This window comes from Corynebacterium sp. Marseille-Q4381 (assembly GCF_036881695.1).
Taxonomy (GTDB): Bacteria; Actinomycetota; Actinomycetes; order Mycobacteriales; family Mycobacteriaceae; genus Corynebacterium.
In genome coordinates, this window is sequence record NZ_JBAJNR010000007.1 from 1 (window position 1) to 25,042 (window position 25,042).

A 25,042-nucleotide genomic window follows, 5' to 3' on the forward strand; every position below is an offset into this window, starting at 1 on the left:
GTGCTGGCGGTGGTGGGTGCGTGTGGTGGGGTGGGGGTATCGGTGTTGGCGGCGTCGATAAGCATGAAAGCCCACGCTCACGCGCCGACGCTGATCGACGGGCACCTGCGCTCGGGAGGTGCCGACCTGCTGCTCGGGATCGAGGAGCGGCCCGGCGCGCGGTGGGGCGAGATTGCGCTGGGGGAGGGCACGATCGCGCGCGGGGACATCCGCCGGGCGCTGCCCGCCACCAGCGGCGATGTAGCGGTGCTGACCTCGACTCGCGCGACCGTCGCCGACGGCGCCGCGATCACTCCGTCCGACGTTGAGACCGTGGTCGGCGCGCTCGCCACGGGGGGTGTGACAGTGCTGGATGTGCCGGTGGAGGCTATCCCGCAGCGCTGCGACGCCGCTGTCATCGTCGTGCCCGGCCAGCTTCGACCGGCTGCCGCCGCGGCAAGGATCGCGGCCGAGCTCGATGCCCGCGGTGTGCCGCACACGCTGGTGCTGCGTCGCGCGGGGTGGGAGTCGCTGACGGACGCCGAGGTCGAGCGCGTTGCCGGGTCGCGGATCATCGCGCAGCTGCCCACATCCGCAGGGCTGGCTAAAACCATCGAGCGCGGCGGGCTGCCGCAGCGGCTCCCGCGCCCGCTGGCTGCAGCCGCCGAGCGTTGCCTTGCTGAGGTGCTGCCCGCCGCGGCCCGGGAAAAGAGGGCAGCGTAGATGGCCGCGAACCACGATGTGCTCGAGCGCGTGCAGCGCCGGCTTGCGGACGAGCCGCCCAACCCCACCCCCGAACGCCTCGCCCACCTCATCCGGGAAGAAGCTGTGGTGATCAGCGACGTCGACGTGCTCGACCTGCTGCGCCGCCTGCGCGAGGACACCACCGGCGCGGGACCGCTCGAGCCGCTGCTCGCTGGCGGCGACGTCACCGACATCTGCGTCAACGGCGCGGACGAGGTTTTCATCGACGCTGGCCGCGGCCTCCAGCGCGCGCCGCAGCGCCTCTTCGACACCGACGACGACGTGCGCCGCTTAGCCACCCGTTTGGCGATGCGGTGCGGGCGCAGGCTTGACGACACCCACCCGTACTGCGACGGCCACATCACCCGACCAGACGGCACCCTTTTGCGCTTCCACGCCGTGCTGGCACCGACCTCCCAGCCGGGCACGTGTATTTCGCTTCGCGTGCTGCGCACAGCCACGGCGAGCCTTGCGTCGCTGGTCGAGCGCGGTTCCGTCGATGCGGAGCGTGCCGAGCTGTTGCGCGGGCTCGTCCGCAAGCGCAAGACGTTTCTGGTTGTCGGCGGCACCGGCAGCGGCAAGACCACGCTGCTTTCAGCCATGCTCGCCGAGGTCGACGCGTCCGAGCGCATCATCGCCATCGAAGACACCCTCGAGCTGACCCCAGCCCACCCGCACGTGGTGAACCTGGCCACCCGCGGCGCGAACACCGAAGGCGCCGGTGAGATCACCGTCGCAGACTTGGTGCGTCAAGCGCTGCGCATGCGCCCCGACCGCATTGTCGTCGGTGAGATCCGCGGCGCCGAGGTCATCGACCTGCTCGCGGCGCTCAACACCGGCCACGAGGGCGGCGCGGGCACGCTCCACGCGAACTCGCTTGGTGAGGTGCCTGCGCGGTTGGAGGCGCTCGCCGCCCTTGGCGGGCTCGACCGCGCGGGCCTGCACGCCCAGCTCGCCGCCGCAGTGGACGCCGTGGTGGTGGTCAAACGCCGACCGGACGGCACTCGCCTCGTCCAGCAGATTGGCGTGCTCGACGGCTTGCCTGTGACCGCGCGCTGCGTGTGGGACGCCGGCACCGGGCCCGCCGAGGGGTACGAGGAGCTCGCATGCGCGCGGTGATCGTGGCACTGGCCGTGGCCTGCCTTACCGGTCCGCCGCGACCGCTCGGCCGCATCGAAGCCCGCAGCGGCGAGACCGCTTCTTTCAATCCCGCCTGGATTCCCGTCGCTGTCGGCGCGGTGGCGCTTACCGCTTTCGCCACTGGTCGCGCCGGGGTGGTCGTTGCCGCGGCGTGCGCCGGCGCTTGCGCCGTCCACACGGTTGCTGCCCGGCGTGCCGCGCGCGCCGACCGGGCCCGCGCGGCGGCGGCCGCCGAGTTCATTGGCCACCTGGCGGAGGGCGTCAGCGCGGGAGCAACGCTCGCGGGTGCCGCAGCGCGCGCCACCGAGCGGCTGCCCGAATCCGCTCCGGCGACGCTGCGCCGCGATTGCCTCGTCTTCGCAGCAGCCGCTCAGCGGGGCGACGCCCCGCCGGAGGTCGCCACCCCGGAACTTCAGCGCGTCACCGCGCTGTGGGCGCTATCCACCACCCGGGGCGTGCCAGTTGCCGGGCTTTTAGCCACCGCCCGCGACGAGATCGACCACCAACTGCGCCACCGCGCTGCGACGACTGCCGCGCTTTCAGGGCCGAAAACCACCGCGGTTGTGCTCTCGCTCTTGCCGCTGGCTGGCATCGGGATGGGCGCGGCGATGGGGGCGCAGCCGGTCGCGCTGCTCACCTCTCCCGGCATCGGTTCGGTGCTTTTGGTCGCTGGCACCGCGCTCGTGAGCGCAGGTGTGGTGACCTCCGGCGAGATCATCAGGAGGGCGGCCGCATGATCTCCCCGCTCGCCTTGTGCTGCATCGCCGGCGCGCTCGCGACGACCCGCCCCAGGCCCCGCGGCCGCCTCAGCCTTGGCGCGCCGGATCCAACGCACCGCCCCCGCGACGGACCCGCGGGGGCGGATCCGAACCGGTGCGCCAGCGACATCGCGCTGTTCGCGGCCTGCTCCACCGCCGGGCTATCGCCCGCGCAGGCGGCGGCCGCGGTTGCGGACACGTACGCCGGCCTCAGTGCCGGCTCCGGCACTGCCTGGCACACCACCGCCGCGCTTCTGGCGCTCGGGGCCGACCCCGAGCGCGCCTGGTCCGAACTCCGCGCCGTCGACGGCGGGGCGGACCTGGCCAACCTTGTCACCATGTCCAACTCGTCCGGCTCTGCGCTCGCTGCGGGCTGCTACCGCATCGCGGAGCGCCTCCGCAGCGAGGGAGCCGACCACGCAACCGCGAAGGCGGAACGCGCGGGTGTGCTGATCGCTATCCCGCTGACCGCCTTTTTCCTCCCGGCGTTTTTCGCCCTCGGCCTTGCGCCGGTGGTGATCAGCCTGGGATCAACCGTCCTCCGATAGCCAAACCTTGAAAAACGAAAGCGAGAACAACCATGAACCGCATCCAGCTAGCAACCATCGCCTCCTACAACGCTGCCGTCGGCTGGGCACAGAACACCCTTGCCAAACTCGGCAACGACCGCGGGATGAGCACCATCGAATACGCCTTCGGGTCGTTGGCGGCCGCGGCGCTTGCCGGCGTGCTGTATCTGGTGGTTAACGGCAACGGCGTGACCTCGGCAATCGAGGGTGTCATCACCGACGCGCTCAGCGACCGCCCGAACTAGACATGACTACGGTAGAAACCGCGCTTTCGCTCACCGTGCTGGTCACGGTGGCAGCGGCGATCGTGGCCGGAATCGCGACGATCGCGGCCTACATCTCCGCCGTCGACACCGCCGGGGCGGCCGCGCGCGCCAGCGCCATCGGCGTCGCGTACGCGCCGCCCCGGGGCACGGTAGAGGTGAGCGAGGGCCACGGCCTCGTCACCGCCACTGCGCGCGTGCCCGCGGCAATCGGCACCATGCGCGCCCAGGCGGTGTTTCCGGTGGAGTACCAATGAGCGCGGTAACCGCCGCAGGCATCGTCAGCGCCGTCACCGCGCTCGCGGTCAGCGTCGCGGGCATCGGTGCGCACGTCGCCGATTCCCACCGCGCGCAGGTTGCCGCGGAGCTCGCCGCGGTTGCCGGTGCGCAGGCCTACTACGCAGGCTTCGAGCCCTGCGAGGTGGCGCGGCGCACAGCCGAGCTCAACTCGGCGGTGCTTCAGAGCTGCACGCTTGCCGACGGCCACCTCACCACCTCCACCTCCGCACGCACCGGAAGCGGCCAAGCGCGAGCCGGCCCGGCCTAGGCCTCAGCGGACGCGTCGCCCGCGGTCATCGCCACCAGCGCGCCCAGCAGTTTCAGCGCGGCGTGCTTGTCCAGCGGCTGGTTGCCGTTGCCGCACTTGGGTGACTGCACGCACGACGGGCAGCCGTCCTCGCAGCCGCAGGAGCGGACTGCCTCGTACGTGGCGGTGATCCACTCGCGGAAGCGGTGAAAGCCCTCGTCGGCAAACCCCGCGCCGCCCGGGTGGCCGTCGTAGACGAACACGGTGGGCAGCATCGTGTCGGGGTGCAGCGCGGTGGACACGCCGCCGATGTCCCACCGGTCGCAGGTGGCCAAAAGCGGCAACAGTCCGATTGCGGCGTGCTCTGCGGCGTGCAGTGCGCCGGGGACCTCGCCCGCGCTGATCCCCATCGCGTCAAGCGCGAGCGGGTCGATGGTGTAGGCCACCGCGCGGGTGATCAGGCGCTGCTCGGGCAGGTCGAGGGGGATGTGGTCGGACACGGTGCCGTCGCTAAGCCGCACGACGTACCCCGTCACCCGGTCGATCACCTCCACGTCTACGTTGGCCACCCACAACCCCGGCGACGGGTTCACAATCGCGGACGGCGAGCCAAGGATCGTGATGTCGGTGGTCGAGCGGGCCTGGGTCGAGTAATCGGGTGTTTCCGGCGCGACGAGGGCGACGTGGTCGTCCAAGTCGAGGGTGTCCACCACGAAGTGTTCCCCCTGGTGGATGTACACCGCGCCGTCGTGCACCTGGCTCATTGCCCGCACGGCGTCGACGGTGCCCAGCAGCCGGCCGTCGCTCATGTCCACGATCGCCACTTCGTTGCCGGAGCCGCCGCGCAGCGAGACGTGCGCGTGGGCGGTCTCGGGAGCGATGTCGCCTTCGAGCTGGGGCACGGCGAAGAGGCGTTGCCCGCGGCGTCGTAAATAGCACTGCCTCACCAGCTCCCCGACGACTGCTTCAGCACCGAAGGCGGCGACGTCGGTGTCGGTCAGCGGGCGCTCCACGGCCGCGCAGTAGATGTGCCCGCGCAGAAGGTAGGGGTTCGACGGGTTGAACACACTGTTCTCCACCGGCCGGTCGAGCAGCGCCTCCGGGTGGTGGACCAGGTAAGTGTCCATCGGCTCGTCGCGGGCAACCATGACCGCCACCGCGTGCTGGCCGCGCCGGCCTGCGCGGCCCACCTGCTGGCGAAACGACGCCACCGTGCCAGGAAACCCCGCCATCACCACAGCGTCGAGGCCGCCGACGTCGATGCCGAGTTCCAGCGCGTTCGTGGAGGCCAGCCCCAGAAGATCCCCGTTGTCCAAGGCGCGCTCGAGCTTGCGGCGGTCCTCGGCCAGGTAGCCAGCCCGGTAGGAGGCGACGCGGCTGGCGAAATCCGGCTTGCCCAGCAGGATGAGCTCCTCCTGCGCGCGCATCGCCACGATCTCAGCGGCGCGCCGGGAGCGCACGAAGGTGAGCGTGCGCGCGCCGTCTGCGATGAGCTGCGCCATGATCGCGCCGGCCTCGGTCGTGGCCGCGTAGCGCACGGGGGCGCCGTTTTCTCCCTCAGCGCCCTCGATGAAGCCGGGTTCCCACAGCGCGATGGTGCGCTCGCCGGTCGGCGCGCCGTCGTCCGTGACCGCGGTGACCTCGCGGCCGCACAGGCGCGAGGCCTGGCCCGCCGGGTCCGCCGCTGTCGCAGAGGCGAAGATGAAGGTGGGGTGCGCGCCGTAGGCCTCGGCGATGCGGGTAAGCCTGCGCAGCACCAGCGACACGTTGGCGCCGAAGACGCCGCGGTACGTGTGGCACTCGTCCACCACCACGTACTTCAGGTGGCGCAGAAGGCGCGCCCAGCGCTGGTGTCCCGCGAGGATGCCGGCGTGGAGCATGTCCGGGTTCGTGAACACGAACCGGGTGTGCTCCCGAATGCCGGCGCGGGCCTCGGCGGGGGTGTCGCCGTCGTACGGCGCGGCGTTGATGCCGGCGGTAACGAGCCCGTCAGCCTCCCGGATCATCCAGGAGACCGCGTGCAGCTGGTCTGAGCCAAGCGCCTTCGTCGGCGTGATGTACATGGCGCACGCCTTTGGGTCCGCGGCGAGCGCAGACAGCACCGGCAGCTGGTAGCCGAGCGACTTGCCTGAGGAGGTGCCGGTGGCGACGATGACGTCGCGGCCCGCCCAGGCAAGTTCTGCGGTGTGTGCTTGGTGGAGGTAAGGGGAGGTGAGGTGGGCGTCGACAAGCAGCTGCTTCAAGCTGGGCTCAATCCACGCGGGCCACGCCGCGTAGCGCGCCGGAGACGAGGGGACCTTGGCTACGTGCGTGACGGTGGAGCTGGGCAGGCGGCGCGTAAGCGACCCGATCAGCTCTTCACCGAAATCAACCATGGACACAAAGGGTAGGTCATACCTGAGGTTAACGGCGTGCCGGGCAGCGCGTTTCGTGGCACACTATGGGTAGGTCACAGGTTTTGTGTGCGCCCTGCTACAAGGCGCTCGCGAGGATTGTGCACGCGGGCGCCAGGACTTTCCCCGAACTACCGGCGAAAAGCCCTGGTGGACGGCCTTCCATATCTACAACGCAACATCTTTGAAAGGTTTCATTTACACCATGGCAACTGGCACCGTTAAGTGGTTCAACGCCGAAAAGGGCTACGGCTTCATCGCACCGGAGGACGGCTCCGCCGACCTGTTCGTGCACTACTCCGAGATCCAGGGCTCCGGCTTCCGCACCCTGGAGGAGAACCAGCAGGTCGAGTTCGAGGTCGGCGAGGGCTCCAAGGGCCCGCAGGCGCAGCAGGTGCACATCATCTAGTTTTTGCGCTCTGCTCTCAACGAGCTTTGTTTGATCCCGCTGGCCGCGCGCCGGCGGGATTTTTCAAATCGCGGACACGCCGCGGCTGACATCCCTCCACTCGAAGAACTTCGCCTGGGCGCGCTGGATGAGCAAGCCCACCAGCGACCCCAGCAGGACGCCGACCACCATCGCCAAAAGCGGGAAGTCCGACAACAGCGAGCCGCCGAGGTAGCCCAGCCCCACGCCCAAAAACGCCCAGAGGATCACGCCGACGGTGTCGTAAATGAAAAACGCGAACCAGTTATAGCCCACCGAGGCAAGCACGATCGTGGCCACCCAGCGGGCCCACGGCAGGAAGCGCCCGACCAAGATCGTGATGCCCGCGCCGCGCTTCATGTTTCTGCGCACCCACTGAATCGCCTGGCCCGCCTTGGACTCGGGGTCGAGGCGCTCGACCACGCCGATCAGCTTGCTGCCGAGGGCGAAACACAAGTTATCGCCGATCACCCCGCCGATGATTGCCGCGAGGATCGTGCCCCACACATTCGGCACCCCCTGGGATGCGGAAAACGCGCCGGCGAGGTTCAGAATGGTTTCGCTCGGCAGCAGGGGGCAAATCGCGTCGCCGACCACCAACAGCGCGAGCAGCGGGTAGAAGGCGGGGGTGGCCATCAAAGTGTGGAGGAAAGCGATGAAGGAATCGATCATGGGGCCAAGCATCGATTGCGTGCTCCTTTCCTCCCGGTCCGCTTACGTGGTCTGCTCGTTGTGCGATATCGATGCGAGTCTAGCCGTGCGGGGGAACGGGTGGGGTGCTGTGTTGGGTGGTGTGTTGGGGGAGTCTGCTACAAATGAGGAAGTTTTCGCACCTATATATAAGGCGCGCTGAAAACGGCGCAGTATATGGTGCGAGGGACATCCCTGCGAACGCGAAGTGAGGTGGCTCGGCATTGTCAGCAAGCGGTAAGGCCGACGGCAAGACTCTGGTCATCGTGGAGTCTGCGACGAAAGCGAAGAAGATCCAGAAGTACCTGGGCGACAACTACATCGTCGAGGCGTCTGTGGGCCATATCCGCGATTTGCCCGGTCGCGCCGCCGACATTCCGGCGAAGTACAAAAACGAGCCGTGGGCGAAGCTTGGTGTGAACCCGGAGGACGGGTTCAGCCCGATTTACGTGGTCAGCCAGGACAAGAAGAAGAAAGTTGCGGACCTCAAGGCGAAGCTGAAAGAGTCTGACAAGCTGCTGCTCGCCACAGACCCAGACCGCGAAGGCGAGGCGATCGCCTGGCACCTTTTGGAGACGCTGAAGCCGAAGGTGCCGGTTGAGCGCATGGTGTTCAACGAGATCACCGAGTCCGCCATCCGCGAGGCCGCGGAGAACACCCGCGAGGTGGACATGGACCTGGTTGACGCGCAGGAGACGCGCCGCATTTTGGACCGCCTCTACGGCTACGAGGTCTCCCCGGTGTTGTGGAAGAAGGTCATGCCGCGCCTGTCCGCCGGCCGCGTGCAGTCGGTGGCCACCCGCGTGATTGTGGAGCGCGAACGCGAGCGCATGGCGTTTGTCGAAGCCGAGTACTGGGACCTGACGGCGACGCTTCAACCTCAGTCCGGGACTGAGCGCGTGTCCTTCGACGCGAAGCTGACGGCTATCGACGGCACGAGGGTCGCCCAAGGCCGCGACTTCGACGACCGCGGGCAGGTGAAAACCGCAGACGTCACCGTGGTGGACAAGGCCGCGGCCGAGGCGCTCGCCGCCGGGCTCGAGGGCGCCGCGATGCGGGTTGCCGGCGTGGAGGAGAAGCCGTACTCGCGCAAACCCTACGCACCGTTCATGACGTCGACGCTGCAGCAGGAGGCCGGCCGCAAGCTGCACTTCACCTCCGCCCGCACGATGCGCATCGCGCAGCGCCTGTACGAAAACGGCCACATCACCTACATGCGTACGGACTCCACGTCCTTGTCCAAGCAGGGCTTGGATGCCGCCCGCGCCGCCGCGAGCGAGCTCTACGGCGCGAACTACGTCACCACATCCCCCCGCGTGTACGACCGCAAGGTGAAGAACTCACAGGAGGCTCACGAGGCGATCCGCCCAGCCGGTGAGCGCTTCGCCACCCCGGGCCAGCTCGCCGGTTCCTTGGACGCCGAAGAGTTCAAGCTCTACGAGCTGATCTGGCAGCGCACCGTTGCCTCCCAGATGGAGGACGCGCGCGGCAATTCCACCAAGGTCACGGCTGAGGCGACCGCGTCCACCGGCCAGCTCGCCCAGTTCGCGGCGACCGGTCGCACCATTACCTTCCCGGGCTGGCTGCGCGCGTACTCCGATCAAGACAAGGAAACGCACCTGCCGCAGGTCGCCGAGGGCGACGCACTGGACACCGAGAAGATCACCGCAGACCAGCACTCCACCAACCCGCCGGCGCGCTACACCGAGGCCAGCCTGGTGAAGAAGATGGAGGATCTGGGCATCGGCCGCCCGTCGACCTACGCCAGCATCATCAACACCATCCAGGACCGCGGGTACGTGGTCGCGCGCGGCAACGCGCTTGTGCCCACCTGGGTCGCGTTTTCCGTGGTGGGGCTGATGGAGAACAACTTTGACGCGCTGGTGGACTACGACTTCACCTCCTCCATGGAGGACAACCTGGACGAGATCGCCCACGGCAACGGCGACCGCACCCGCTGGCTCAACGGCTTCTACTACGGCGACGCCGACGCGCGAGAGTCGATGGCCGAGGCGATCGCGCGCCGCGGCGGGCTCAAGCACATGATCGAGGACAACCTCGAGCACATCGACGCCCGCGAGGCCAACTCGCTGCGCCTGTTCAACGACGACCAAGACCGTCCCGTGGTGGTGCGCGTCGGCCGCTACGGCCCGTACATCGAGCGCCAGATCGGCACGACAGCAGACGGCGAACCGGAGTACCAGCGCGCCAACCTGCCGGAATCCGCCACCCCAGACGAGATCACGCTCGAGATGGCGGAGCGCCTCTTCGCCACGCCCCAGTCCGGCCGCGAGCTGGGGGCCAACCCCGCCAACGGCCGCATGGTGGTGGCGAAGGAGGGCCGTTACGGCCCGTACGTCACGGAGCTGGTGCGTGACGACGAGCGCTCCCACGCCGAAGCCCGCGCCGAGGAGATCGTCGCCGAGGAGCGCGCCGCGGAAGACAAGCAGCGCGCCGAGGAAGGCAAGCGGGCGAAGAACTGGGAGACCAAGACCGCGACCGCGCAGAAAGAAAAGCGCATCGAGGAGCTGGTCACCGAGCAGCTCAAGCCCGCCACCGCGTCCCTGTTCCAGTCCATGGAGCCGGCGAGCGTAACCCTGGAGGAGGCGCTGCAACTTCTGAGTCTCCCGCGCGAGGTGGGCGTCGACCCGGCTGACGGCGAAGTGATCACAGCCCAGAACGGCCGCTACGGCCCGTACCTGAAGAAGGGCAGCGATTCCCGCTCCCTGGCGTCGGAGGACCAGATCTTCACCATCAGCCTGGACGAGGCGCGCCGCATCTACGCGGAGCCGAAGCGCCGCGGCCGCGCCGCCGCGAAGCCGCCGCTGAAGATGCTTGGCGACAACGACGTGACCGGTAAGCCGATGACCATCAAGGACGGCCGCTTCGGCCCGTACGTCACCGACGGTGAAACCAACGCCTCGCTGCAGCGCGGCGACACACCGGAGACCATGACCGACCAGCGGGCTAACGAGCTGCTGTCCGCACGCCGCGCTCGCGAGGCCGAAGACGGCGGCAAGAAAGCCACGAAGAAGAAGGCGGCGAAGAAGACGACGCGGCCGAAGAAGACCACCAAGCGGGTGGTTAAGGCGCGCAAGAAGTAGCGCTTAAGCCCGGTCCGCCATCGTGGAGCGCACCGGGCGGGCCAGCTGCGTCATCTTGTTGCGTCCGCGCAGCTCCACCGACTTCATGAGCGTCCAGCGCTGCTGCTCAACCTCGTTGGCGGCGCGCAGGGTCGCGGCGTTGGTCAGGACCTTGCCCGGGGTGTCCTTGGCCAGCTCTGTCAGGCGCGCGGCCGTGTTTACCGCGTCGCCGATGACGGTGTACTCGAAACGGTCGTGGCCGCCAATGTGGCCTGCGACGACATGTCCCGCCGCGGCGCCGATTCCGGCTTGGAGGTCAAGCCCGTCCAGCTCATCGCTCAATTCTCGGGATGCTTGGAGGGCGTGCGACGCTGCGTCGTGAAGCGAAACTGGCGCACCGAAGACTGCCAGCGCTGCATCCCCCTGGAACTTGTTGATGACGCCCTTGTTGCGGTGCACCACGTCGACCACCACCTCGAAGAAGTTGTTGAGCTCTGCAACCACCTCTTCCGGGGTGTGCTCGACGGCGAACGTGGTCGAGCCGATGACGTCGATGAACAAGACGGCGACCTTGCGGTCCTCCCCGCCGAGCTCCGGCTTCTCCTCCAGCGCCTTCTGGGCGACCTCCGTGCCCACGTAGCGGCCGAAAATGTCGCGGACGCGCTGGCGTTCGTTGAGGCCGCGCATCATTTCGTTGAACCCGGCCTGCAGGACGCCGATCTCGGAGCCGTCGTAAATATCCACCTGCGTGTCCTGCTCCCCGCGGCGCACGCGGTTGATGGCGTCTTGGAGCTCCGTGATGGGGTCGACCACGCTCATGACGCCGAACGCTGTGCCGATGGAGCCGGTGACCAGCGCCATGATGGTCAGGGCGAAGACCGCGGGCACGAGCTCGCCCGCGGTGTGGGTGAAAAAGCCCCGCGACTGCGCGGCGAACAGCAGCAGGATACCCACCAGCGGTACGGCGGAGGTGGTGATCCACGTCATGTACAGGCGCTGCTTGATCGGCGGCTCGAGCGTGGAGTCCTCGAAGCGGCGGGCTAGCGCTTCGGCGGCGACGGGGCGGACGAGGCGCTCGGCCTGCAGATACGTCAGCACCGCCATGACGAAGCAGGTCAAAAGTGTGGCGACGAAGATGACCAGCGCCAGCTGCCACGAGATCTGCAGCGCGGCGATCGTGATGATGGCGATGCCGATCAGCCACACCGCCACCACGATCATGGTCTGCAGGACCGGCAGCCGGAGCACGAGGTTGCGCACCATGTTCGGGTCGTGCTTGTCAGGGTTTTGCTGCCACTCGAACACGGGGCGGAACATCAGAAGCGTCGCCACAAGGCCCACCACAACGGCGAACAGCGCGTAGATCACACCGATCACGCCGATGCCCATGTGGTCCAGGGTGAGTTCCTCCGCCTCCTCCATGGGCACGAGGAAGCGGACGAAGAACATCACTCCGAGTGCGCCGACGACGTTCGTGCCCAGCACACTCGCGGCGTACAACGGCCACGACGTGCGCAAGAGCCACTTGAGCCGGCGCAAGAGTCGTTCCATGACTTATCACCTTAGCGTCGAACATGGGGTGTTGTTCCGACCGAGTAGTCTTTGCAAATGTGACGAACCGAAGCCCCCGCAGTGTTGCTGAGATCCTCGGCGACGCGCCCAAGGTGCGAGACACCATCCTGGCCGCGGCTGCCGCGGCACGAGGTGTTTCTGGGGCTGATCCGCGCGCGCTCGCGCACTCTTGGCTCTTCACCGGACCGCCGGGATCGGGGCGCTCGAACGCGGCGCTGGCGTTCGCTGCGGCGCTGGTGTGCACTGACCCTGACGTGATCGGCTGCGGCAAGTGCAAGGCGTGCCGCGACGCGCTCGGCGGGACCCACACCGACGTCGTCCACGTCGTGCCGCAGGAGCTGGTCATCCGAGTCAAATATGTGCGCGACGAGATTGTGGCCAAAGCAGCCCGCTTGCCGACGGTTGCGCGCTACCGCATTGTCATCATCGAAAATGCCGACCGCCTCCGCCAGGACGCGGCGGACACCCTCTTGAAAACCGTGGAGGAGCCGCCGGAGCAGACAATCATCATCCTGTGCGCCCCGTCCACTGACCCGGAGGACATTTCCCAGACCCTGCGCTCGCGCTGCCGTCACCTCTACATCCCCGCCCCTTCGGAAGCTGAGGTGGTCCGCCTGCTGGTGGAGGAAGAGGGCGCGGCCGAGGACGACGCGAGGCTCGCCGCCGCAACGTCGCTTCGCCACATTGGCCGCGCCCGCAAGCTGGTCACCACCCAGTCGGTGCAGTCCCGCCGCGCCAACGCCATCCAGCTCGCGGAGCACGTCTTCTACGGCTCTCAGGCCTTCCGCGCAGCCAACTCGCTGGTGAAGACCGCCCAGAAGGAGGCTATCGACGACTACGCCGAGGCCGACGCCCTCGAGCGGGCCCGGCTGGAGAACGCCCTCGGCGTCGGTGCGAAGGGCAAGGGCGCGGCGAAGGCGATGTCCGGCACCGCCGCGGAGCTGAAAGCGCTCGAGGCGCAGCAGAAGTTGCGCGGCACCCGCCGCAAGCGCGACGCCCTCGACCTGGTGCTGGTGGATCTGGCCGGTGTGTACCGCGACGCGCTGGTGTTGCAGTCTGGTGCCGGCGTTGCCCTGACGCACCCCGACTTCGAGGGACTATCGCGCGAGGTGGGCAACCGCGTCAGCGCCGAAGGCCTCGTCGCCTGCCAGGACGCCATCTCGCAGTGCCGCGAGCGCCTGCACCAGAACGTGGACCCGGGCATCGCCTTCAACGGCATGCTCGGCCGCATCCGCCAAGCGTGCGGCGTGCGCTAGGGCCCTCCTAGCTGCTGGTTTACGTAGGCCGTAGCGCGTGATATAAGCTTTCTAACCGGTACGCGCAGCGTCCGGCCACCTTAGCTCAGTCGGTAGAGCATCTCACTCGTAATGAGAAGGTCGCGAGTTCGATTCTCGCAGGTGGCTCTAACAAAACCCCAGCTAAACACCAGTTTTAGCTGGGCTTTCTTTTTGTCTCTAACGTTTCGCGTTGTCCCAAGTTGTCCCAGGTTGTTTCTTTTATTGGCGCACACAGAGCGCACACAGAGCGCACACTCGGCGAGGGGTAGCGATTTGGAACACGGGCGCGAAAAGCGGCGTTGGATTAGATAGAGAACGGTAAAGTACAAGCCGGAACCAGGAAGGAGGCCCCCGATGGCATATAGCCCCCGTGTTGTAGCGAATAACATCCTCGCTCGCGCTTTTGAAGAAAAGCGGCTCATCACGCCAATGAAGCTCCAAAAGATTCTTTACTTCGTGACGAGCCAGTACTCCAAGAAGACGGAGGGGGACTACCTTCTTGAGGCGCCGTTTGAGACATGGGCTTATGGCCCGGTGGAATACACGGTCTTCGACGAGTTTCGAACTTTTTCGAAGAAGCCGATCACCAAATACGCCAGAGATGCGGCGGGGAACACTCTCGTCGTGAACGAAAGCGAAGACCCGTATCTCCGTGAAGCGCTCGACGAAGTATGGGAGGCAACTCGGGATAAAGGTGCGGTGTTCTTATCCAAGCTCACCCATTCGGAAGACTCTGCATGGGACAAGGCGTATCAGAATGACTGTGGCGTGCTGGATCCACACGATATCTTCGAAGATGACACTTACCAGGATGCTTTAGGACTGTGAGCGAAGAGGGCGAGATCAAACCGGGACGGAAGCCTGCCCCGGAAGTGAACGACACCGAAGATGAGCCGATCGGTCAGATTCGTCCCAATCGTGAGATACGGATTGTCAGGTCGACACCGCCTAAAGGTGCAAAGGCGACGTTAACTAAAGCGCGAGCCAGTGAGCCAAAACCGCGGAATTGGAGAGAGCAGCTGGACTGGACCCGCCACAAGTTCGCCCAACGGCTGGTGGTGGGGGCGCTGATCGCCATCTTCGCAATGGCAATCATGCAATACTGGTGGCCCAAAGAGGAACAGTCCTTCACCAGCACAATAAACATTTTCCAAATCGTCGCGACAACCGCGCTGGGTTACGTTATCGGGCGATCCGAAGGACCCCCCACTCCTAAGGACTAACAGACCCCGGGTATCGCGCGCTGCCGCGCCAGGCGGGGATCGAAGTCATGCAGCGCATCGAGCAAGAAATTCTGGCCAGCAAGCGACGTCTCAGCCGCTAACCAGCGTCCGGCACCGCGCGCAGGCCGTCGCGCCGGGCGGTGCGTTCTTCGCGTCGCTTTGCTCGGGCAGCGTCGCGTTCGCGCTCGGCGGCGAGGTAGGCATCCATGGCGCTCGGCACGGCGTCCAGGCCCTCGTCCCAGAGGTGGCCGTAGATGTTGAGGGTGGTGGAGGCGTCGGCGTGGCCGCACATGCGTTGCACCGCGTATACGTCAGCGCCGGAGGCGATGGCCATGGAGACGCCGGTGTGCTTGAGGGTGTAGGTGTCGACGCCTTCCAGCCCGGCGTCTTTGCACATCTGTGCCCAGATGCGCCGCCAGCGGGCGGTGGTCCAGACGTTGCCGTGCTCGTCGGTCAGCAGAGGATCGGTGGGGGCTTTGCCCACGCACTCGTCCTCAAGGTCGAGCAGGAGCTCGCCTCCGACGGGAACGTCGCGGCAGAGGTGGTTCTTGGTGTCGCCCTCGTGGCCGAGCTGGTCCACAGAGCGCTGCACGTGCAGCCTCCGCCGGCGGTAGTCGAGATCCTCCACATGGAACCCCTTGGCCTCGCCCGGGCGGACGAGAGTCAAGAGCAACACCCGCACAAATAGCTTGGCCTGCGGGGTCGGTGCCGCTTCCAGAAGCCGGTCGACCTCGGACACGCGCAGCGCGCGGCGCTTCCCCTTCTCTTGCCGAACGAGGTCACCGGATTCGAGCGGGTGGTCGTAGATGATCTTCTGCTTCACCGCGAGCGTGCAAAGGGCGTTGATCACGATGCCGACCTTGCGCTTCTGCCCAGAGCCGAGCGGCTTCGCTTCCTTCTGGTGGGGCCGCCGCGACTGCAGGCTGTCGATCCAGGTGGTGATCGTCGGACCGTCCAACTCGCAGATCGGTGTTTTGCCGAAGACCGGTTTCACGTGGGCCCAGGCGGAGCGGTAAGACGCCACGGTTGACTTCGCCTTGCCCTCCTTGGACTTAATCCACGGATCCCAGAGGTCCTCGAGGGTGATATCGCGCTTGTCCTTGGTGATCCAGGTGCCCTGCTCCTGGCCGACGGCCACCTTCGCGCACCACGCTTCGGCGGCATCCTGGGTGGGGAAGGTCTTTGAGACCTTGCGCCCGTTCTCTTCCCAGACAGCGCGCCAGCGGTTGCCCTTGCCCCACCGCGCGGAACGCACGCGGGTTTTGCGGCTGGTTTTGTCAGGGTTTGGCTTTGTCCAGTCGTCGCGGACGTGTGCCATGTATTCTTCTCCTTGTCTGATCACCCACCCCCACCCCCCGGGTGGTTGGACACCTCATAAGTCGCCCCGCGGTTGTAGCTAGCCGGCTCCCGCGGGGCGCATCTAGTTCTTTTTGATGTCGCGTACGGCGGCTTCCAGGGCCGCCATGTCTTTGGCGTTTACCTCATCGTCGAGCCTCTTTTTATAGGCGATCCACTGCGCCTTGGCATGCTTGTCGGCCTGCGCCTTGCTGCGGCTGCCCGCGCCGGAGAGCACCTCGCGCTCGTTGAAGACAAGCCACTTGTCAGTGAGGTCTTTCCAATCGCTAAGCAGCATCCCTTGTCGCTTCTCGGCTCGATCTTCGGCGTAGTCGAGATACATGGTGGTCAAACGCGCCATCTCGCGGAGCTCGTTGTCGTGGAGGTAGTTCTTTGCGACGATGACGTCTTTACTTCCGGGCCCGTGAATGCTGTCCCAGTTTGTAAGCCCCATGTTCTTCTTCGAGGCGTCCGCTCGCTCGAGGATGAGTTCGGCCGCAGTTTTGCCGTGCGCCGCGAAGTGCAGTTTGTTCTGTATTGAGGCGAAGAAGCGTTGTACGTCGGTGCTTTTTGGGTTGTAGTCGTCACTGGAGGCGGCGATGACATCGCAGATTTTGCGGAAAAACTGGCGTTCCGATAGGCGGATTTCCCGGATGCGTTCGAGCAGTTCGTCGAAGTGGGTATCGCGACCGTCATTCTTCAGACGCTGGTCATCAAGGGCAAAACCTTTGACGAGGTACTCGCGGAGCACGAGGGTGGCCCATGCTCGGAATTGGCTTCCGCGAGGACCCCGTACGCGGTAGCCGACTGCGATAATCATGTCGAGGTTGTAGTGGTTCACTGACCGGGTTTGACCAGGTACTTTCAAAAGTTGTTTGAATGTAGCTTCCTCGCCAATCTCGTGCGATAGGGTGACGTCCTTGATGTGGTGGGAGATGGCGGAGGTGGTGACGTCAAACAGCTGCGCCATCTGCTTCTGTGTTAACCAAGCATCGCCATCGACCACCTGGAGGCGTACCTGTGCCTTGCCGTCATCGGTGTTGTAGATGACTACCTCGTCCGGCTGAGTCATATCATCGATCCTCCCGTTTAGATCTTCTCGTAAAACTGCTGTGCTGCCCCCGCATTGAGCCTGTCCGCTCCTGTGGGGCGCGCTTTTTAAAATTTGATTCGGGGTGCTTGGTGAAGGTTGATGTCGCGGATCCTCTTGTTGATGAAAAAGGCGTCAGCGATCCACCAGATGCCGAATCCGCCGACGGTCAAGGTTTGTAGTAGACCCATTCCGATGTTGCCTAAGTAGTAGCGGTGCCCACCTAACAATCCCAGGAGGGCCCACCACAACCATGCGATGGTCTTATTTACCGGACGGGACGCACCGGGTGCGGAGAGGCGTTGAGAGTATGGATCGTGATTATGTGAAGCCGCATACGATGCGATCGGCGGTTGCTCACCGAAAACGTGTGATTCCGTGATCGGACTATTCGCTGAAGACGGTCGCCTAACGTCAGAGGCGTTGGATTCGAAAGCCAGATCGGAATCGTCGTCCTCAGTGCGAACCTCTTGGTCTAAAGAATCGCCGTTATACGCGTCAGGGTGGGTGGTTTTGACAACGGATTCCACCTCTGGCAACGTAACTTCCTCCGCCTCGTCCCCGTGTTGCCTTGTCGAAAATGGTGCTTCGTCATCTTCGGGTTGATACCGAGGCACTGCGTCATACTCTCGAGGGTCTGCTTGGTAATGAACTAGGCGCGGCAACGGCTTGGTGACGTCTGTTTCCAATAGTTCTTCTGCAAGCTCGTGCGCTCGAGCGGCGACGAGCACAATTTCAGCTGCGATAGATGAGCCTGAGATCGTTGCCCGCGATATGACAGTAAGCCCCTGTGAATCGAAATGCCGCACTATCGGGGCGAACTTCTCCGAAGATACCTTCGACAGCTCGCCTACTCTCTCGCCGTCTAGCCGGATTTCAACTGCTTCCCACTTCTTGGTCTTGCCAGCTTCAAAAAGATGGAGCGAAACAAGCACTTGGCCCAAGCCAGATAAGGGGACAAAGTCAGCAAGATATTCTGTGTGCTCCGACTCTTTCGCTACTTGTGTCTTCGGGCCTTCGGGGAGCAGGACAAAGCCATCTGTCGGGGGGTCGTTAAGTGGCAGGAGCAAGTCTGGATCGGGTAGCGCGAGACTTAGCCAAAAGTCCCGCTCGCCCTTCCAACCAACGTTGGTCCAAACGCGCATTGTTGCGCCTGCGTCGTAGCCGCTTGCGGCTACTCGCCGTAGCTGCGAATACTTCGCACATTCGTCTGATGAGATGTAGCCGACGACGTTGTCCCACCATCGAACTGAGATCGCATTGCCAGAAGTGCTAAACGGATTATCTGGTTCTGGAACCAGCGTGACGTCAACATAAAACTCCTTGTTGTCTCGTCCACGTTCAATTTGGAACATGCCTTCCAAGGAGCGGCGATGGTAGTGTGCCCCCTTCACTTCAACCGAAAAATTCTTCCCTGTGAGTCCAAGCGGGTACACCGGTTTGCTAAGCATTCGTAAAATCCTTCGACAGAAACTGTTCTCGTCGGGTTGCTTGCCAGACTTCCAATAGGTGGATAGTGACCCCGAGCTCGGCGGCGATCGCGCCGGGGTGGCCGTCATATATCATTTCAAGTTCTGCGTATTCCTGCGGGTTAATCAGCAGATTTGCTGCGTAGAGGTCCGCGCGCATCTCGTATCTAGATTGGTGCCCCGCGGGGTCGTCGCTGGCTGCGTGGCCGAGTTCGTGGGCCAGTGTGTGGATTCGGTTACGTGGCCCGAGGCCAGTTCGGATAAGGATCAGGCGTTCATCTGGGAACCATCCACCGAGGTGGCCACGTTGAAGGTGCTGGCCGATGTCATCTTCAACGCGCACGTCGAGGTCCTCCGCTAAGCGGAGGAGTTTAAGCTCCAGGTCCGTAATCGTCATCACCTTCTTCCGGCTCAGGCACGCGTTCGTTCGCCGCGTATGAGAGTGGGTACTCAGTCGCCCGATTAGTCGAACGTTCGTTGGCCAGCTCGTCAACGGGCACGTCCTCGATCAGCTTCAGCCGACGCAACAGCTCGTCCGTGAGCTGCTCGTCAGTGGCCCGGGCGAGCGCGGTTAGCACGCCCGGTTCTGTCATCCATCGCGCCGACATGAAGCCGAGATCAACCAACGCAATTACTGGAGACTCGTCGTAAGCCTCGGCCACTCTGATGATCAGCTCAGGCTTGAGTTCGCCAGCCCGCATCTGGTTAGCAAGAGTCCGGTCGTTTATCCCAGAAACCTCAGCGACCCTCCGATAACTGTCCCCTCGCGTAACTCTCTGCAGCCATTCGGTGTGTTTCATGTACGCAACATTAGTGACGTTACGCGCATTGCGCAACTTTTACGCACGTTTTGAACTGCGGAAACAAATCAGGGGCGCATTCAGCTTGCGCAATCTAAGTTGGGTGCGTAAAACAGAGTTCAGCGCGTAAAGGTTGCGCGCGCCACTCGGAAAGGAGAGCGGATGGCAACCCGATTGGACCCCACCGTGATTGATCAGCTCCGGGAAAAGCACGAACTCACCAGCTTCGAGCAGGTTGCTAACAAACTTGGCCGAACGGCCCACACCGTGCGCAAGTGGTATCACGGTCAATCCACTCCAAGCGCAGGAGATCTGGTGAAGCTGCAGTTCCTGACCGGCCGACCCTACGGCACCATGCTGATCCTCCCCGACAACTCGGACCATGCCGCGTAAAAGACCTCCACGGCATCGCCGCATAAGAAAACCCGCCTGATAGCAGCAAGCGGGTCTGGATCCAGAAAAGGAAAACCATGCAGAACAATACCACTTCAACACCAGCGGAGGGGCGAATGGCGTCTCGTGAAGCTCTGACGGAGGACCGTCAACGGCCATCAGGGGAGCGCAAGCGCGTCCTCGAGTTGTCCCCGGAGCAGCGCAGCTACCACAGGGCCAACATGACAAAACCGCAAAGGGCACAAGCAGAAATGCGCCGATCCTTCGAGAATTTAGGCGAAGCCCTCGACCTGTTCCGATGGTACGACGTGACCGGGCACCCAGAGGATTGGCTACCGCACGCCGTCGAAGCGATCGATGGGTTCTTCACCGCGCTCCTCGGTTTCCAACGCGAGGTTAACGCCGTCGTAGCACGCGACCCGTACTTCGCCGCCGTCCGCGAGCGGCAGCACCTCGAACGGATCGAACTGCATGAGGACCCGACCGCCAAGTCCGTCTTGGAGGACGGCTTGCGCTTCTCCGAAGGGGCGTCGGTCGAGGCGGCTCGCATAGTGCGCCGCATGATTCATGCGGTCGATGATGCGGAAGGTGACGTCCTCGACGGAAAGCCCATCGGCAAGAACGAATCTCGAACCGGCGTAGTGCAAAACGACGTTACTCATGCCGCCGAAGCTACCTCGCGTGCGGTCGCCCCGCTGGATAACACCGCTTCTGGCCTGGAAGAAGGGCGCTGACCGATGGCGTGGATCAGAACAGCAGGCAGCGACGGATACCTGTTTTATCGATCACGACGGTTCTTCGGGGCAGGGGTCGAGCTATTCGTCGCCGGGCTCGGTGTAGAGGGGCTCGGCACCGCCACTTTGCAGGTCCAGGACCCAATAACCGTACCGACGACGACCAGAAAAGATATCCATAAAGCCGTCGTACTCATCCTCCGTGAGGGGCTGCAGACACTCGGGTTCAGCGGCATCCGGGACATCGAAATAGATGTCATCGGTTGGCTTAAGCCAGAGCACCGGATTGCCAGGGGAGTAAAGCTTCACCGGCACACCGTATTGCTGCGCGTTCACCTAGGCAGCGCGAACATACGCGAAATCCCGCAAGGGGATTGGGTATTCACGGTCATCTTCGAAGCAAAGAGAGAAAACGTTGTTCGCCATGTCGTGAAGCGTATTCGCAAGGCGCGAGTGATGCGCCGCACCAACCGAAGTTTCCCGCTTGGGGACGCTGCCCGCCGCCGGGAGGTGAAGAAATGAGCACGTTCATCACCGTCCGTGAGTTCGCGCAGCGCACGGGTTACTCGGAGAAGACCATCCGCAAGCTCGTACGCCGCGGCGAAATCAGGTCTGGCCGTCGACGCGGCCAGAAACCAGGCAGGGGAGTGAAGATCCTCATCCCCGAGCAGGAAGTCCAGCGGTTTGTCCGCATGGAGGAAGTCGCCTAGAGGGAATTGATAACGAGGGAGTTCGAGCGATGCAGTATCTCGACTTGGCCGAAAGCGCAGGCCGTGAGCGTCAGCGAATGCTTCTGCGGCTGCACAATTCGGGCGTTGCCTCAGATGTCGAAGAGGTGGCGACGGAAGAACTGGACGGTCTCGTGAACCGTGAATTCGGCGTTGGCCATCCGGTCGTCCATCGACCACGCCCCGTAGGAGGGGACGGATCGTTGAACCCACTCGGGGACATCGAACTGGATTGTCCAGCTGACGTCTATACCGTCGTCTCTTTGAGGCGTGAAGCCGGGTTTGATGGCGATTCGGGCGAGCTCCAATTGCTCATCGTCCCGGATGAACGCTGCGAATTGATCGCATATACGCGTTCGCGAGGCGTCGATAGCGAGAGACGGACCGTTGACCTTCAGTTCGATCACGCGCCAAGTCAGAGAGCGTCCACGGCGGTGCCGGTCGAGTCGAGCAAGCTCGTTGATCCACCACAGAGCGCTTCCGAGGTGGCCACCTGTCGAGTGGTAGGGCTGCGTGGCTTCGATGAGTTCGCGCATCCGCTCGGACAAAGCGCTGGGTATCCGCTCGTGGAAGGACGCGGGGCTGGTGGTCATCGGGTACGACAGTCTGCCGGCGTTCGGTGGGGGATCGGTGGCGGTGTCGTAGACGACGAGTTCATAGAACAGTCCGTCGAGCGCGGCCCTCAGATTGTAAAGCCACTCTCCAAACAGCACAGACAAGGCAGGAGGGAAGGGGTGTGTGCTTTCGACCATGATGATCTGCTCATCTGGGCGTCGGTCGATGTGTTTCACCACCGGGTGGGCCTCCAGATGTTCGGACGCGATGTGCCACATCTCGTCTCGGTGCGCCGTCGCGCGCTGAACTCGCTCAAGGAGGACATCGAAATGTTTGTTCTGCCCCATAAGACCTAGGCCGCTTTCCGTGCTCGCAACTACCTCGGACGCACACAAGAAATCTGAACGAAAGGAGTGTTCTCGATGGACCTGAAGTGCAGCCAGAACTTTAGCACCGCACAGATGGTGTCAAAGGAGGAACGCATGCTCCTGCAGCTGTAACCGCCTCGAGCCCGTCCATGCCAGGTGGTCTGGCACGACTCATGTCCCCCTCGCGCTGTAGGTGCGCACCGGTTCGAGTCCGGGGACGGGCACCAGGAGACGTCGCGGAGGAATTTCTGCTCCTCCGAAGGACGGATCCGCGTCGCGAAGTTCGCTACTCCGTCGTTCAGACGCGGCAAGGCGTACTTGCGTCTCCCCTCAACCTCAACAACCAGGAGAAAACAATGCAACAGCTCTTCACCGACCCCACACTCTTGACCGTGGCCATCAACTCCGCGCTTGACGTGTGTTGGCCGGTCCTCCCGCAGCCCATCCTCGACCAGCTGGCGTGGGTGTAGCCATGAGCGACCTCACTGCCATCGCCACCGCCGTCGGCGTCCTGGAGAGCAACCTCGCCTGCCGTCGGCGCCCACCACTCGACCACATCTCGCCGGCGGCAGCGGCACTTCGGCACGCCCAGCCGGAGGAAGACCTCTACATCCCAACGGGGAAGGACTTCGCCGCGGCCGTCCTGGCCATCTTCACCTTCTGGTTCTTTTACGTGGCCACATGGGCCGTGTGGGGAGCGTAAGACCATGCCGCAATTCAACGCCGAACTCTACGCCCGCAACCACGCCGACAAAGCGGCGCCGCAAATCGTGGTCAAGGTCGTCACCGCTTGGCTCGCTGGCTTCACGACTGCCAGCGTCGCCTTTGTCTTGATCGGCCTTTGGGCGCTGGGGACAGCATGATGGCCGCACCAAATCCAGGTGATGTTGCCTTCCAGGCCAGGGCGCGCGAGATGCGCCGGCGACTTGGCGATATCGCGGACGCCGTCATCGAGGTGGAAGAAGTCTTCGCCCACTTCCAGAACCGCGTCGACACGCAAACTGCCGCACTGCTCACGCTCGCAGCGGTCCTTCACCACCAACCGGAGGAAGAACTATGACCACCCAGCAAGAACTCATTCGCCAAGCGTTCCCCGACAAAGAAGAGCAGCGCCCCGTTGCCACCCGCTCGGACATCATCCGCGAACTATTACCGCTCGTCGGAGACCTCCGGGCTTCGCACGCCCACGTCCTCGACGAGAACAAGCGGCTGCAGAACGAACGCGACACCAAGTCCGCTCTCGTGGCCACCCTCGAAGCAGCACTCGCCGCTACCCGCCTACAGGTCAAGGAACTCGAGAGGCAGGACAACGCCGCCGAGAACACGCGCCTGGCGAAGGAGGTCGTCGCGCTCAAGAATCAGCTCGCCGGTGCTAAGGCCGACGCCGCCGAAGCCCGCCGCGCCCGCCAAGCCATTGACGAAAAGCTGAAGCGCAAGACCGCAGACCACGACATGGCCACTAAAACACTTCTCGCCAACAACGACGAGATCAGAAAGGCCCTCGAGCAACGAGATGTCGCCAAAGCCGAGGTCGACCGGCTCCAAAAAGATTACGAGGCCGCGCGCCAAGACTTCAAGGAGATCCAGGCCGACAACAACACGCTCACCAAAGAACGCGACGCCGCCGAAGCAGAGGCGCGCCGGGTTAACGCCGAGATGCTGGACATCGTTACCCGCGAGAGGCAAGTCATCGAGGAGAACCAAGAACTCAAGTCACAGATCGAGCAGCTCCGCGAAGCGGTGGCCACGAGCGAGGGTGCCCCCCCGCAGAGCGGCCAGACGGTAGCCGAGGAAGGGCTTCGCCGGCATCTCGAGACGGCCGTCGCCCAGTTCGAGGAGGCCCCAGACAAGTCGCTCCGCGCCATCACTCGCGCCCTCTCCCTTCTGAACCACCCAGCCGAAAAGGAAACGACCAATGAGTGACCTCTACGCAGTGACCTTCCACAACCCGAACCGCCACTACCGCGTCCTCCGGCTAAGCGAGGACGAGGCCCAACGCTGGGCAAACACGCTTAGCCACTTCTCGATCGACCTGCCGCAGTTCCCGGCCCACCCGTTCCAGATCGCACCCATCGTTGAGGACCCGGACGGCGAAGTTCGCTACCTCGGCAAGCAGTACCGCCGCGGCGCAGCCCTCAAGGAAAAGGCGGTGGCCAATGCTTAGCGCCAGGGAACTCGAGCTGGCACGAGCTACGGTCGCCACGCTTGTGGTGTGCCTGCTCACCTTTGTGGCATCGGTGGCCACGCTCGTCATCAACTTCTCCGAAGCCCGAGGTTCGCAGCGCTGCCCGTCAGATCACGTGTGGGTGGACACCGGGGAGATACCGCAGGCCGGATGTATGCCCCTCGGCACCGCCCGCGAGCTAGGAGCGTGGCCATGAGCATCAACCTCGCAGACCTCACGCCCGAGCAGCACGGCGAGCACGTCGGCCGCTGGTGCGAGCTCAAAACCAATCCGGGCGTCCTCGCCATCTACGAGGGGCCATTCCTCGGCGGACGGGTGAAGGTCCCGTTAGAAGTGCACCCGCTCTACGTCGACCCGGAGCAAATCATCATCCGAACCGACCTCCCCCGGGCCTGGAACCCGGACGGGTCACCACCGAAGGAGCCGTGATGTACTCCTCCCACGTCTACGACTGCTCACCGCGCTTCACCGCCAGCGACGGACAACCGAAGAGCGTTAGCTCCAAAGCCGACGACCTCATGCGACTCATGCCACGAGGTGTCCGTAACGCGCTGGTGCCCCTGGCCAAGGGGGAGTGTGGCCTCGACGACGTCCCGGACTACGCCCTCGAATGGCTCGAAAAGCACGAAGCGATTGCACCTGCCCGAAAAGCGGGCATTACCTGGAAGCACGGTCCGAAGTTCAAGACCTTGCTCCACCGAATATCGGAGCGACACAAATGAGGAGGGCGTGGTGTCAACG

Annotated in this window: 32 protein-coding genes, 1 tRNA gene and 1 pseudogene; 25 read left to right on the forward strand and 9 right to left on the reverse strand. The window is 64.3% G+C overall.

The genetic code is table 11. The features are described from left to right. The 7 genes and pseudogenes from V6D40_RS07040 to V6D40_RS07070 all read left to right on the forward strand — a co-directional run. Positions 1–702 (forward strand): annotated as a pseudogene (locus V6D40_RS07040) (septum site-determining protein Ssd); the annotation flags it as partial. Then, positions 703–1,842: a TadA family conjugal transfer-associated ATPase gene (locus V6D40_RS07045; protein WP_334289652.1), complete on the forward strand. Its 1,140-nt coding sequence runs from the start codon at positions 703–705 to the stop codon at positions 1,840–1,842. After that, complete coding sequence (locus V6D40_RS07050) at positions 1,830–2,600, forward strand: hypothetical protein (RefSeq protein ID WP_334289653.1); 771 nt, start codon at positions 1,830–1,832, stop codon at positions 2,598–2,600. The genes V6D40_RS07045 and V6D40_RS07050 overlap by 13 nt, the downstream gene beginning before the upstream one ends. Continuing rightward, positions 2,597–3,169 carry a type II secretion system F family protein gene (locus tag V6D40_RS07055; protein WP_334289654.1) on the forward strand — a complete coding sequence of 191 codons (573 nt, stop codon included), beginning with the start codon at positions 2,597–2,599 and terminating at the stop codon, positions 3,167–3,169. The genes V6D40_RS07050 and V6D40_RS07055 overlap by 4 nt, the downstream gene beginning before the upstream one ends. A gap of 32 nt (positions 3,170–3,201) precedes the next feature. Then, complete coding sequence (locus tag V6D40_RS07060) at positions 3,202–3,435, forward strand: DUF4244 domain-containing protein (protein ID WP_334289655.1); 234 nt, start codon at positions 3,202–3,204, stop codon at positions 3,433–3,435. A 2-nt stretch (positions 3,436–3,437) separates the two neighbouring features. Next, the gene (locus V6D40_RS07065) at positions 3,438–3,710 is read left to right on the forward strand and encodes a hypothetical protein (protein ID WP_334289656.1); all 273 of its coding nucleotides are present in this window, start codon (positions 3,438–3,440) and stop codon (positions 3,708–3,710) included. Continuing rightward, entirely contained in the window at positions 3,707–4,000 is a 294-nt protein-coding gene (locus V6D40_RS07070; RefSeq protein ID WP_334289657.1) for an Rv3654c family TadE-like protein, read from the forward strand. The genes V6D40_RS07065 and V6D40_RS07070 overlap by 4 nt, the downstream gene beginning before the upstream one ends. On the opposite strand, the gene V6D40_RS07075 is transcribed toward V6D40_RS07070, so the two are convergent. Beyond that, positions 3,997–6,354 (reverse strand): DEAD/DEAH box helicase, encoded by a 2,358-nt coding sequence (locus V6D40_RS07075; RefSeq protein ID WP_334289658.1) that lies wholly within the window; start codon positions 6,352–6,354, stop codon positions 3,997–3,999. The two genes, V6D40_RS07070 and V6D40_RS07075, sit on opposite strands and share 4 nt — an antisense overlap. A 223-nt stretch (positions 6,355–6,577) precedes the next feature. Here V6D40_RS07075 and V6D40_RS07080 point away from each other — a divergent pair, with 223 nt between their 5' ends. Beyond that, positions 6,578–6,781, forward strand: a complete 204-nt coding sequence (locus V6D40_RS07080; protein WP_334289659.1) for a cold-shock protein — start codon at positions 6,578–6,580, stop codon at positions 6,779–6,781. 63 nt (positions 6,782–6,844) lie between these two features. Here the strand turns inward: V6D40_RS07080 and V6D40_RS07085 are convergent, their stop codons facing one another. Then, complete coding sequence (locus tag V6D40_RS07085) at positions 6,845–7,483, reverse strand: DedA family protein (RefSeq protein ID WP_334289660.1); 639 nt, start codon at positions 7,481–7,483, stop codon at positions 6,845–6,847. A gap of 230 nt (positions 7,484–7,713) precedes the next feature. On the opposite strand from V6D40_RS07085, the gene topA reads away from it, so the two are divergent. Next, on the forward strand, positions 7,714–10,593 hold the full coding sequence (gene topA / locus V6D40_RS07090; RefSeq protein WP_334289661.1) for a type I DNA topoisomerase: 2,880 nt from the start codon (positions 7,714–7,716) through the stop codon (positions 10,591–10,593). A 3-nt stretch (positions 10,594–10,596) separates the two neighbouring features. Here the strand turns inward: topA and V6D40_RS07095 are convergent, their stop codons facing one another. After that, entirely contained in the window at positions 10,597–12,123 is a 1,527-nt protein-coding gene (locus V6D40_RS07095; RefSeq protein ID WP_334289662.1) for an adenylate/guanylate cyclase domain-containing protein, read from the reverse strand. Between the two features lie 23 nt (positions 12,124–12,146). Here V6D40_RS07095 and V6D40_RS07100 point away from each other — a divergent pair, with 23 nt between their 5' ends. The 4 genes from V6D40_RS07100 (at position 12,147) to V6D40_RS07115 (ending at position 14,644) form a co-directional block, all read left to right on the forward strand. Beyond that, positions 12,147–13,400, forward strand: a complete 1,254-nt coding sequence (locus V6D40_RS07100; protein ID WP_442891901.1) for a DNA polymerase III subunit delta' — start codon at positions 12,147–12,149, stop codon at positions 13,398–13,400. 74 nt (positions 13,401–13,474) lie between these two features. Beyond that, positions 13,475–13,547, forward strand: a tRNA-Thr gene (locus V6D40_RS07105). Between the two features lie 228 nt (positions 13,548–13,775). Then, positions 13,776–14,249: a Panacea domain-containing protein gene (locus V6D40_RS07110; protein ID WP_334289664.1), complete on the forward strand. Its 474-nt coding sequence runs from the start codon at positions 13,776–13,778 to the stop codon at positions 14,247–14,249. Beyond that, positions 14,246–14,644 (forward strand): hypothetical protein, encoded by a 399-nt coding sequence (locus V6D40_RS07115; protein WP_334289665.1) that lies wholly within the window; start codon positions 14,246–14,248, stop codon positions 14,642–14,644. The genes V6D40_RS07110 and V6D40_RS07115 overlap by 4 nt, the downstream gene beginning before the upstream one ends. Positions 14,645–14,741: 97 nt before the next feature. On the opposite strand, the gene V6D40_RS07120 is transcribed toward V6D40_RS07115, so the two are convergent. The 5 genes from V6D40_RS07120 to V6D40_RS07140 form a co-directional block, all read right to left on the reverse strand. Then, on the reverse strand, positions 14,742–15,962 hold the full coding sequence (locus V6D40_RS07120; RefSeq protein ID WP_334289666.1) for a tyrosine-type recombinase/integrase: 1,221 nt from the start codon (positions 15,960–15,962) through the stop codon (positions 14,742–14,744). 102 nt (positions 15,963–16,064) lie between these two features. Beyond that, complete coding sequence (gene rhuM, locus V6D40_RS07125; protein ID WP_334289667.1) at positions 16,065–17,051, reverse strand: RhuM family protein; 987 nt, start codon at positions 17,049–17,051, stop codon at positions 16,065–16,067. Positions 17,052–17,137: 86 nt separating this feature from the next. Next, positions 17,138–18,520 carry an NINE protein gene (locus tag V6D40_RS07130; RefSeq protein ID WP_334289668.1) on the reverse strand — a complete coding sequence of 461 codons (1,383 nt, stop codon included), beginning with the start codon at positions 18,518–18,520 and terminating at the stop codon, positions 17,138–17,140. Next, entirely contained in the window at positions 18,513–18,935 is a 423-nt protein-coding gene (locus V6D40_RS07135) for an ImmA/IrrE family metallo-endopeptidase (protein WP_334289669.1), read from the reverse strand. Before V6D40_RS07135 ends, V6D40_RS07130 begins: the two co-directional genes overlap by 8 nt. After that, positions 18,910–19,338 carry a hypothetical protein gene (locus V6D40_RS07140; RefSeq protein ID WP_334289670.1) on the reverse strand — a complete coding sequence of 143 codons (429 nt, stop codon included), beginning with the start codon at positions 19,336–19,338 and terminating at the stop codon, positions 18,910–18,912. The genes V6D40_RS07135 and V6D40_RS07140 overlap by 26 nt, the downstream gene beginning before the upstream one ends. Positions 19,339–19,500: 162 nt before the next feature. Between V6D40_RS07140 and V6D40_RS07145 the strand changes: the two genes are divergently transcribed. The 4 genes from V6D40_RS07145 (at position 19,501) to V6D40_RS07160 (ending at position 21,175) form a co-directional block, all read left to right on the forward strand. Then, positions 19,501–19,731, forward strand: coding sequence for a helix-turn-helix domain-containing protein (locus tag V6D40_RS07145; protein WP_334289671.1), 231 nt, complete (start codon positions 19,501–19,503; stop codon positions 19,729–19,731). 77 nt (positions 19,732–19,808) lie between these two features. After that, positions 19,809–20,465: a hypothetical protein gene (locus tag V6D40_RS07150; protein WP_334289672.1), complete on the forward strand. Its 657-nt coding sequence runs from the start codon at positions 19,809–19,811 to the stop codon at positions 20,463–20,465. Between the two features lie 3 nt (positions 20,466–20,468). Beyond that, entirely contained in the window at positions 20,469–20,987 is a 519-nt protein-coding gene (locus tag V6D40_RS07155) for a hypothetical protein (protein WP_334289673.1), read from the forward strand. After that, complete coding sequence (locus tag V6D40_RS07160; RefSeq protein ID WP_334289674.1) at positions 20,984–21,175, forward strand: helix-turn-helix domain-containing protein; 192 nt, start codon at positions 20,984–20,986, stop codon at positions 21,173–21,175. The genes V6D40_RS07155 and V6D40_RS07160 overlap by 4 nt, the downstream gene beginning before the upstream one ends. A 110-nt stretch (positions 21,176–21,285) precedes the next feature. Here V6D40_RS07160 and V6D40_RS07165 read toward each other — a convergent pair whose 3' ends face one another. After that, positions 21,286–22,095 (reverse strand): hypothetical protein, encoded by an 810-nt coding sequence (locus V6D40_RS07165; RefSeq protein WP_334289675.1) that lies wholly within the window; start codon positions 22,093–22,095, stop codon positions 21,286–21,288. 493 nt (positions 22,096–22,588) lie between these two features. On the opposite strand from V6D40_RS07165, the gene V6D40_RS07170 reads away from it, so the two are divergent. Genes V6D40_RS07170 through V6D40_RS07205 form a run of 8 tightly spaced genes read left to right on the forward strand, consistent with a single transcriptional unit; the run spans position 22,589 to position 25,023 of the window. Next, positions 22,589–22,819, forward strand: a complete 231-nt coding sequence (locus tag V6D40_RS07170; RefSeq protein ID WP_334289676.1) for a hypothetical protein — start codon at positions 22,589–22,591, stop codon at positions 22,817–22,819. A 4-nt stretch (positions 22,820–22,823) separates the two neighbouring features. Continuing rightward, on the forward strand, positions 22,824–22,979 hold the full coding sequence (locus tag V6D40_RS07175; protein ID WP_334289677.1) for a hypothetical protein: 156 nt from the start codon (positions 22,824–22,826) through the stop codon (positions 22,977–22,979). Positions 22,980–23,029: 50 nt separating this feature from the next. Continuing rightward, a complete protein-coding gene (locus V6D40_RS07180; protein ID WP_334289678.1) occupies positions 23,030–23,176 on the forward strand; it encodes a hypothetical protein in 147 nt (48 codons plus the stop codon). After that, the gene (locus V6D40_RS07185; RefSeq protein ID WP_334289679.1) at positions 23,173–24,039 is read left to right on the forward strand and encodes a hypothetical protein; all 867 of its coding nucleotides are present in this window, start codon (positions 23,173–23,175) and stop codon (positions 24,037–24,039) included. The genes V6D40_RS07180 and V6D40_RS07185 overlap by 4 nt, the downstream gene beginning before the upstream one ends. Beyond that, positions 24,032–24,280, forward strand: coding sequence for a hypothetical protein (locus V6D40_RS07190; RefSeq protein WP_334289680.1), 249 nt, complete (start codon positions 24,032–24,034; stop codon positions 24,278–24,280). Before V6D40_RS07185 ends, V6D40_RS07190 begins: the two co-directional genes overlap by 8 nt. Continuing rightward, positions 24,273–24,497 carry a hypothetical protein gene (locus V6D40_RS07195; RefSeq protein WP_334289681.1) on the forward strand — a complete coding sequence of 75 codons (225 nt, stop codon included), beginning with the start codon at positions 24,273–24,275 and terminating at the stop codon, positions 24,495–24,497. Before V6D40_RS07190 ends, V6D40_RS07195 begins: the two co-directional genes overlap by 8 nt. Next, positions 24,494–24,730 carry a hypothetical protein gene (locus tag V6D40_RS07200; protein ID WP_334289682.1) on the forward strand — a complete coding sequence of 79 codons (237 nt, stop codon included), beginning with the start codon at positions 24,494–24,496 and terminating at the stop codon, positions 24,728–24,730. Before V6D40_RS07195 ends, V6D40_RS07200 begins: the two co-directional genes overlap by 4 nt. Then, positions 24,730–25,023: a hypothetical protein gene (locus V6D40_RS07205; protein ID WP_334289683.1), complete on the forward strand. Its 294-nt coding sequence runs from the start codon at positions 24,730–24,732 to the stop codon at positions 25,021–25,023. Before V6D40_RS07200 ends, V6D40_RS07205 begins: the two co-directional genes overlap by 1 nt. Positions 25,024–25,042: the final 19 nt, after the last annotated feature.

Coding starts and splice junctions, on each gene's coding strand:
- V6D40_RS07130 (WP_334289668.1), bottom strand. CDS start 18,520: ATGCTTAGCAAACCGGTGTACCCGCTTGGACTCACAGGGAAGAATTTT.
- V6D40_RS07145 (WP_334289671.1), top strand. CDS start 19,501: ATGGCAACCCGATTGGACCCCACCGTGATTGATCAGCTCCGGGAAAAG.
- V6D40_RS07185 (WP_334289679.1), top strand. CDS start 23,173: ATGACCACCCAGCAAGAACTCATTCGCCAAGCGTTCCCCGACAAAGAA.
- V6D40_RS07080 (WP_334289659.1), top strand. CDS start 6,578: ATGGCAACTGGCACCGTTAAGTGGTTCAACGCCGAAAAGGGCTACGGC.
- V6D40_RS07190 (WP_334289680.1), top strand. CDS start 24,032: ATGAGTGACCTCTACGCAGTGACCTTCCACAACCCGAACCGCCACTAC.
- V6D40_RS07070 (WP_334289657.1), top strand. CDS start 3,707: ATGAGCGCGGTAACCGCCGCAGGCATCGTCAGCGCCGTCACCGCGCTC.
- V6D40_RS07170 (WP_334289676.1), top strand. CDS start 22,589: ATGAGCGACCTCACTGCCATCGCCACCGCCGTCGGCGTCCTGGAGAGC.
- V6D40_RS07075 (WP_334289658.1), bottom strand. CDS start 6,354: ATGGTTGATTTCGGTGAAGAGCTGATCGGGTCGCTTACGCGCCGCCTG.
- rhuM (WP_334289667.1), bottom strand. CDS start 17,051: ATGACTCAGCCGGACGAGGTAGTCATCTACAACACCGATGACGGCAAG.
- V6D40_RS07065 (WP_334289656.1), top strand. CDS start 3,438: ATGACTACGGTAGAAACCGCGCTTTCGCTCACCGTGCTGGTCACGGTG.
- V6D40_RS07160 (WP_334289674.1), top strand. CDS start 20,984: ATGAGCACGTTCATCACCGTCCGTGAGTTCGCGCAGCGCACGGGTTAC.
- V6D40_RS07050 (WP_334289653.1), top strand. CDS start 1,830: ATGCGCGCGGTGATCGTGGCACTGGCCGTGGCCTGCCTTACCGGTCCG.
- V6D40_RS07100 (WP_442891901.1), top strand. CDS start 12,147: ATGGGGTGTTGTTCCGACCGAGTAGTCTTTGCAAATGTGACGAACCGA.
- V6D40_RS07110 (WP_334289664.1), top strand. CDS start 13,776: ATGGCATATAGCCCCCGTGTTGTAGCGAATAACATCCTCGCTCGCGCT.
- V6D40_RS07060 (WP_334289655.1), top strand. CDS start 3,202: ATGAACCGCATCCAGCTAGCAACCATCGCCTCCTACAACGCTGCCGTC.
- V6D40_RS07085 (WP_334289660.1), bottom strand. CDS start 7,483: ATGCTTGGCCCCATGATCGATTCCTTCATCGCTTTCCTCCACACTTTG.
- V6D40_RS07140 (WP_334289670.1), bottom strand. CDS start 19,338: ATGAAACACACCGAATGGCTGCAGAGAGTTACGCGAGGGGACAGTTAT.
- V6D40_RS07205 (WP_334289683.1), top strand. CDS start 24,730: ATGTACTCCTCCCACGTCTACGACTGCTCACCGCGCTTCACCGCCAGC.
- V6D40_RS07195 (WP_334289681.1), top strand. CDS start 24,273: ATGCTTAGCGCCAGGGAACTCGAGCTGGCACGAGCTACGGTCGCCACG.
- V6D40_RS07095 (WP_334289662.1), bottom strand. CDS start 12,123: ATGGAACGACTCTTGCGCCGGCTCAAGTGGCTCTTGCGCACGTCGTGG.
- V6D40_RS07155 (WP_334289673.1), top strand. CDS start 20,469: ATGGCGTGGATCAGAACAGCAGGCAGCGACGGATACCTGTTTTATCGA.
- V6D40_RS07045 (WP_334289652.1), top strand. CDS start 703: ATGGCCGCGAACCACGATGTGCTCGAGCGCGTGCAGCGCCGGCTTGCG.
- V6D40_RS07135 (WP_334289669.1), bottom strand. CDS start 18,935: ATGACGATTACGGACCTGGAGCTTAAACTCCTCCGCTTAGCGGAGGAC.
- V6D40_RS07120 (WP_334289666.1), bottom strand. CDS start 15,962: ATGGCACACGTCCGCGACGACTGGACAAAGCCAAACCCTGACAAAACC.
- V6D40_RS07200 (WP_334289682.1), top strand. CDS start 24,494: ATGAGCATCAACCTCGCAGACCTCACGCCCGAGCAGCACGGCGAGCAC.
- V6D40_RS07150 (WP_334289672.1), top strand. CDS start 19,809: ATGCAGAACAATACCACTTCAACACCAGCGGAGGGGCGAATGGCGTCT.
- V6D40_RS07165 (WP_334289675.1), bottom strand. CDS start 22,095: ATGGGGCAGAACAAACATTTCGATGTCCTCCTTGAGCGAGTTCAGCGC.
- V6D40_RS07175 (WP_334289677.1), top strand. CDS start 22,824: ATGCCGCAATTCAACGCCGAACTCTACGCCCGCAACCACGCCGACAAA.
- V6D40_RS07055 (WP_334289654.1), top strand. CDS start 2,597: ATGATCTCCCCGCTCGCCTTGTGCTGCATCGCCGGCGCGCTCGCGACG.
- V6D40_RS07180 (WP_334289678.1), top strand. CDS start 23,030: ATGCGCCGGCGACTTGGCGATATCGCGGACGCCGTCATCGAGGTGGAA.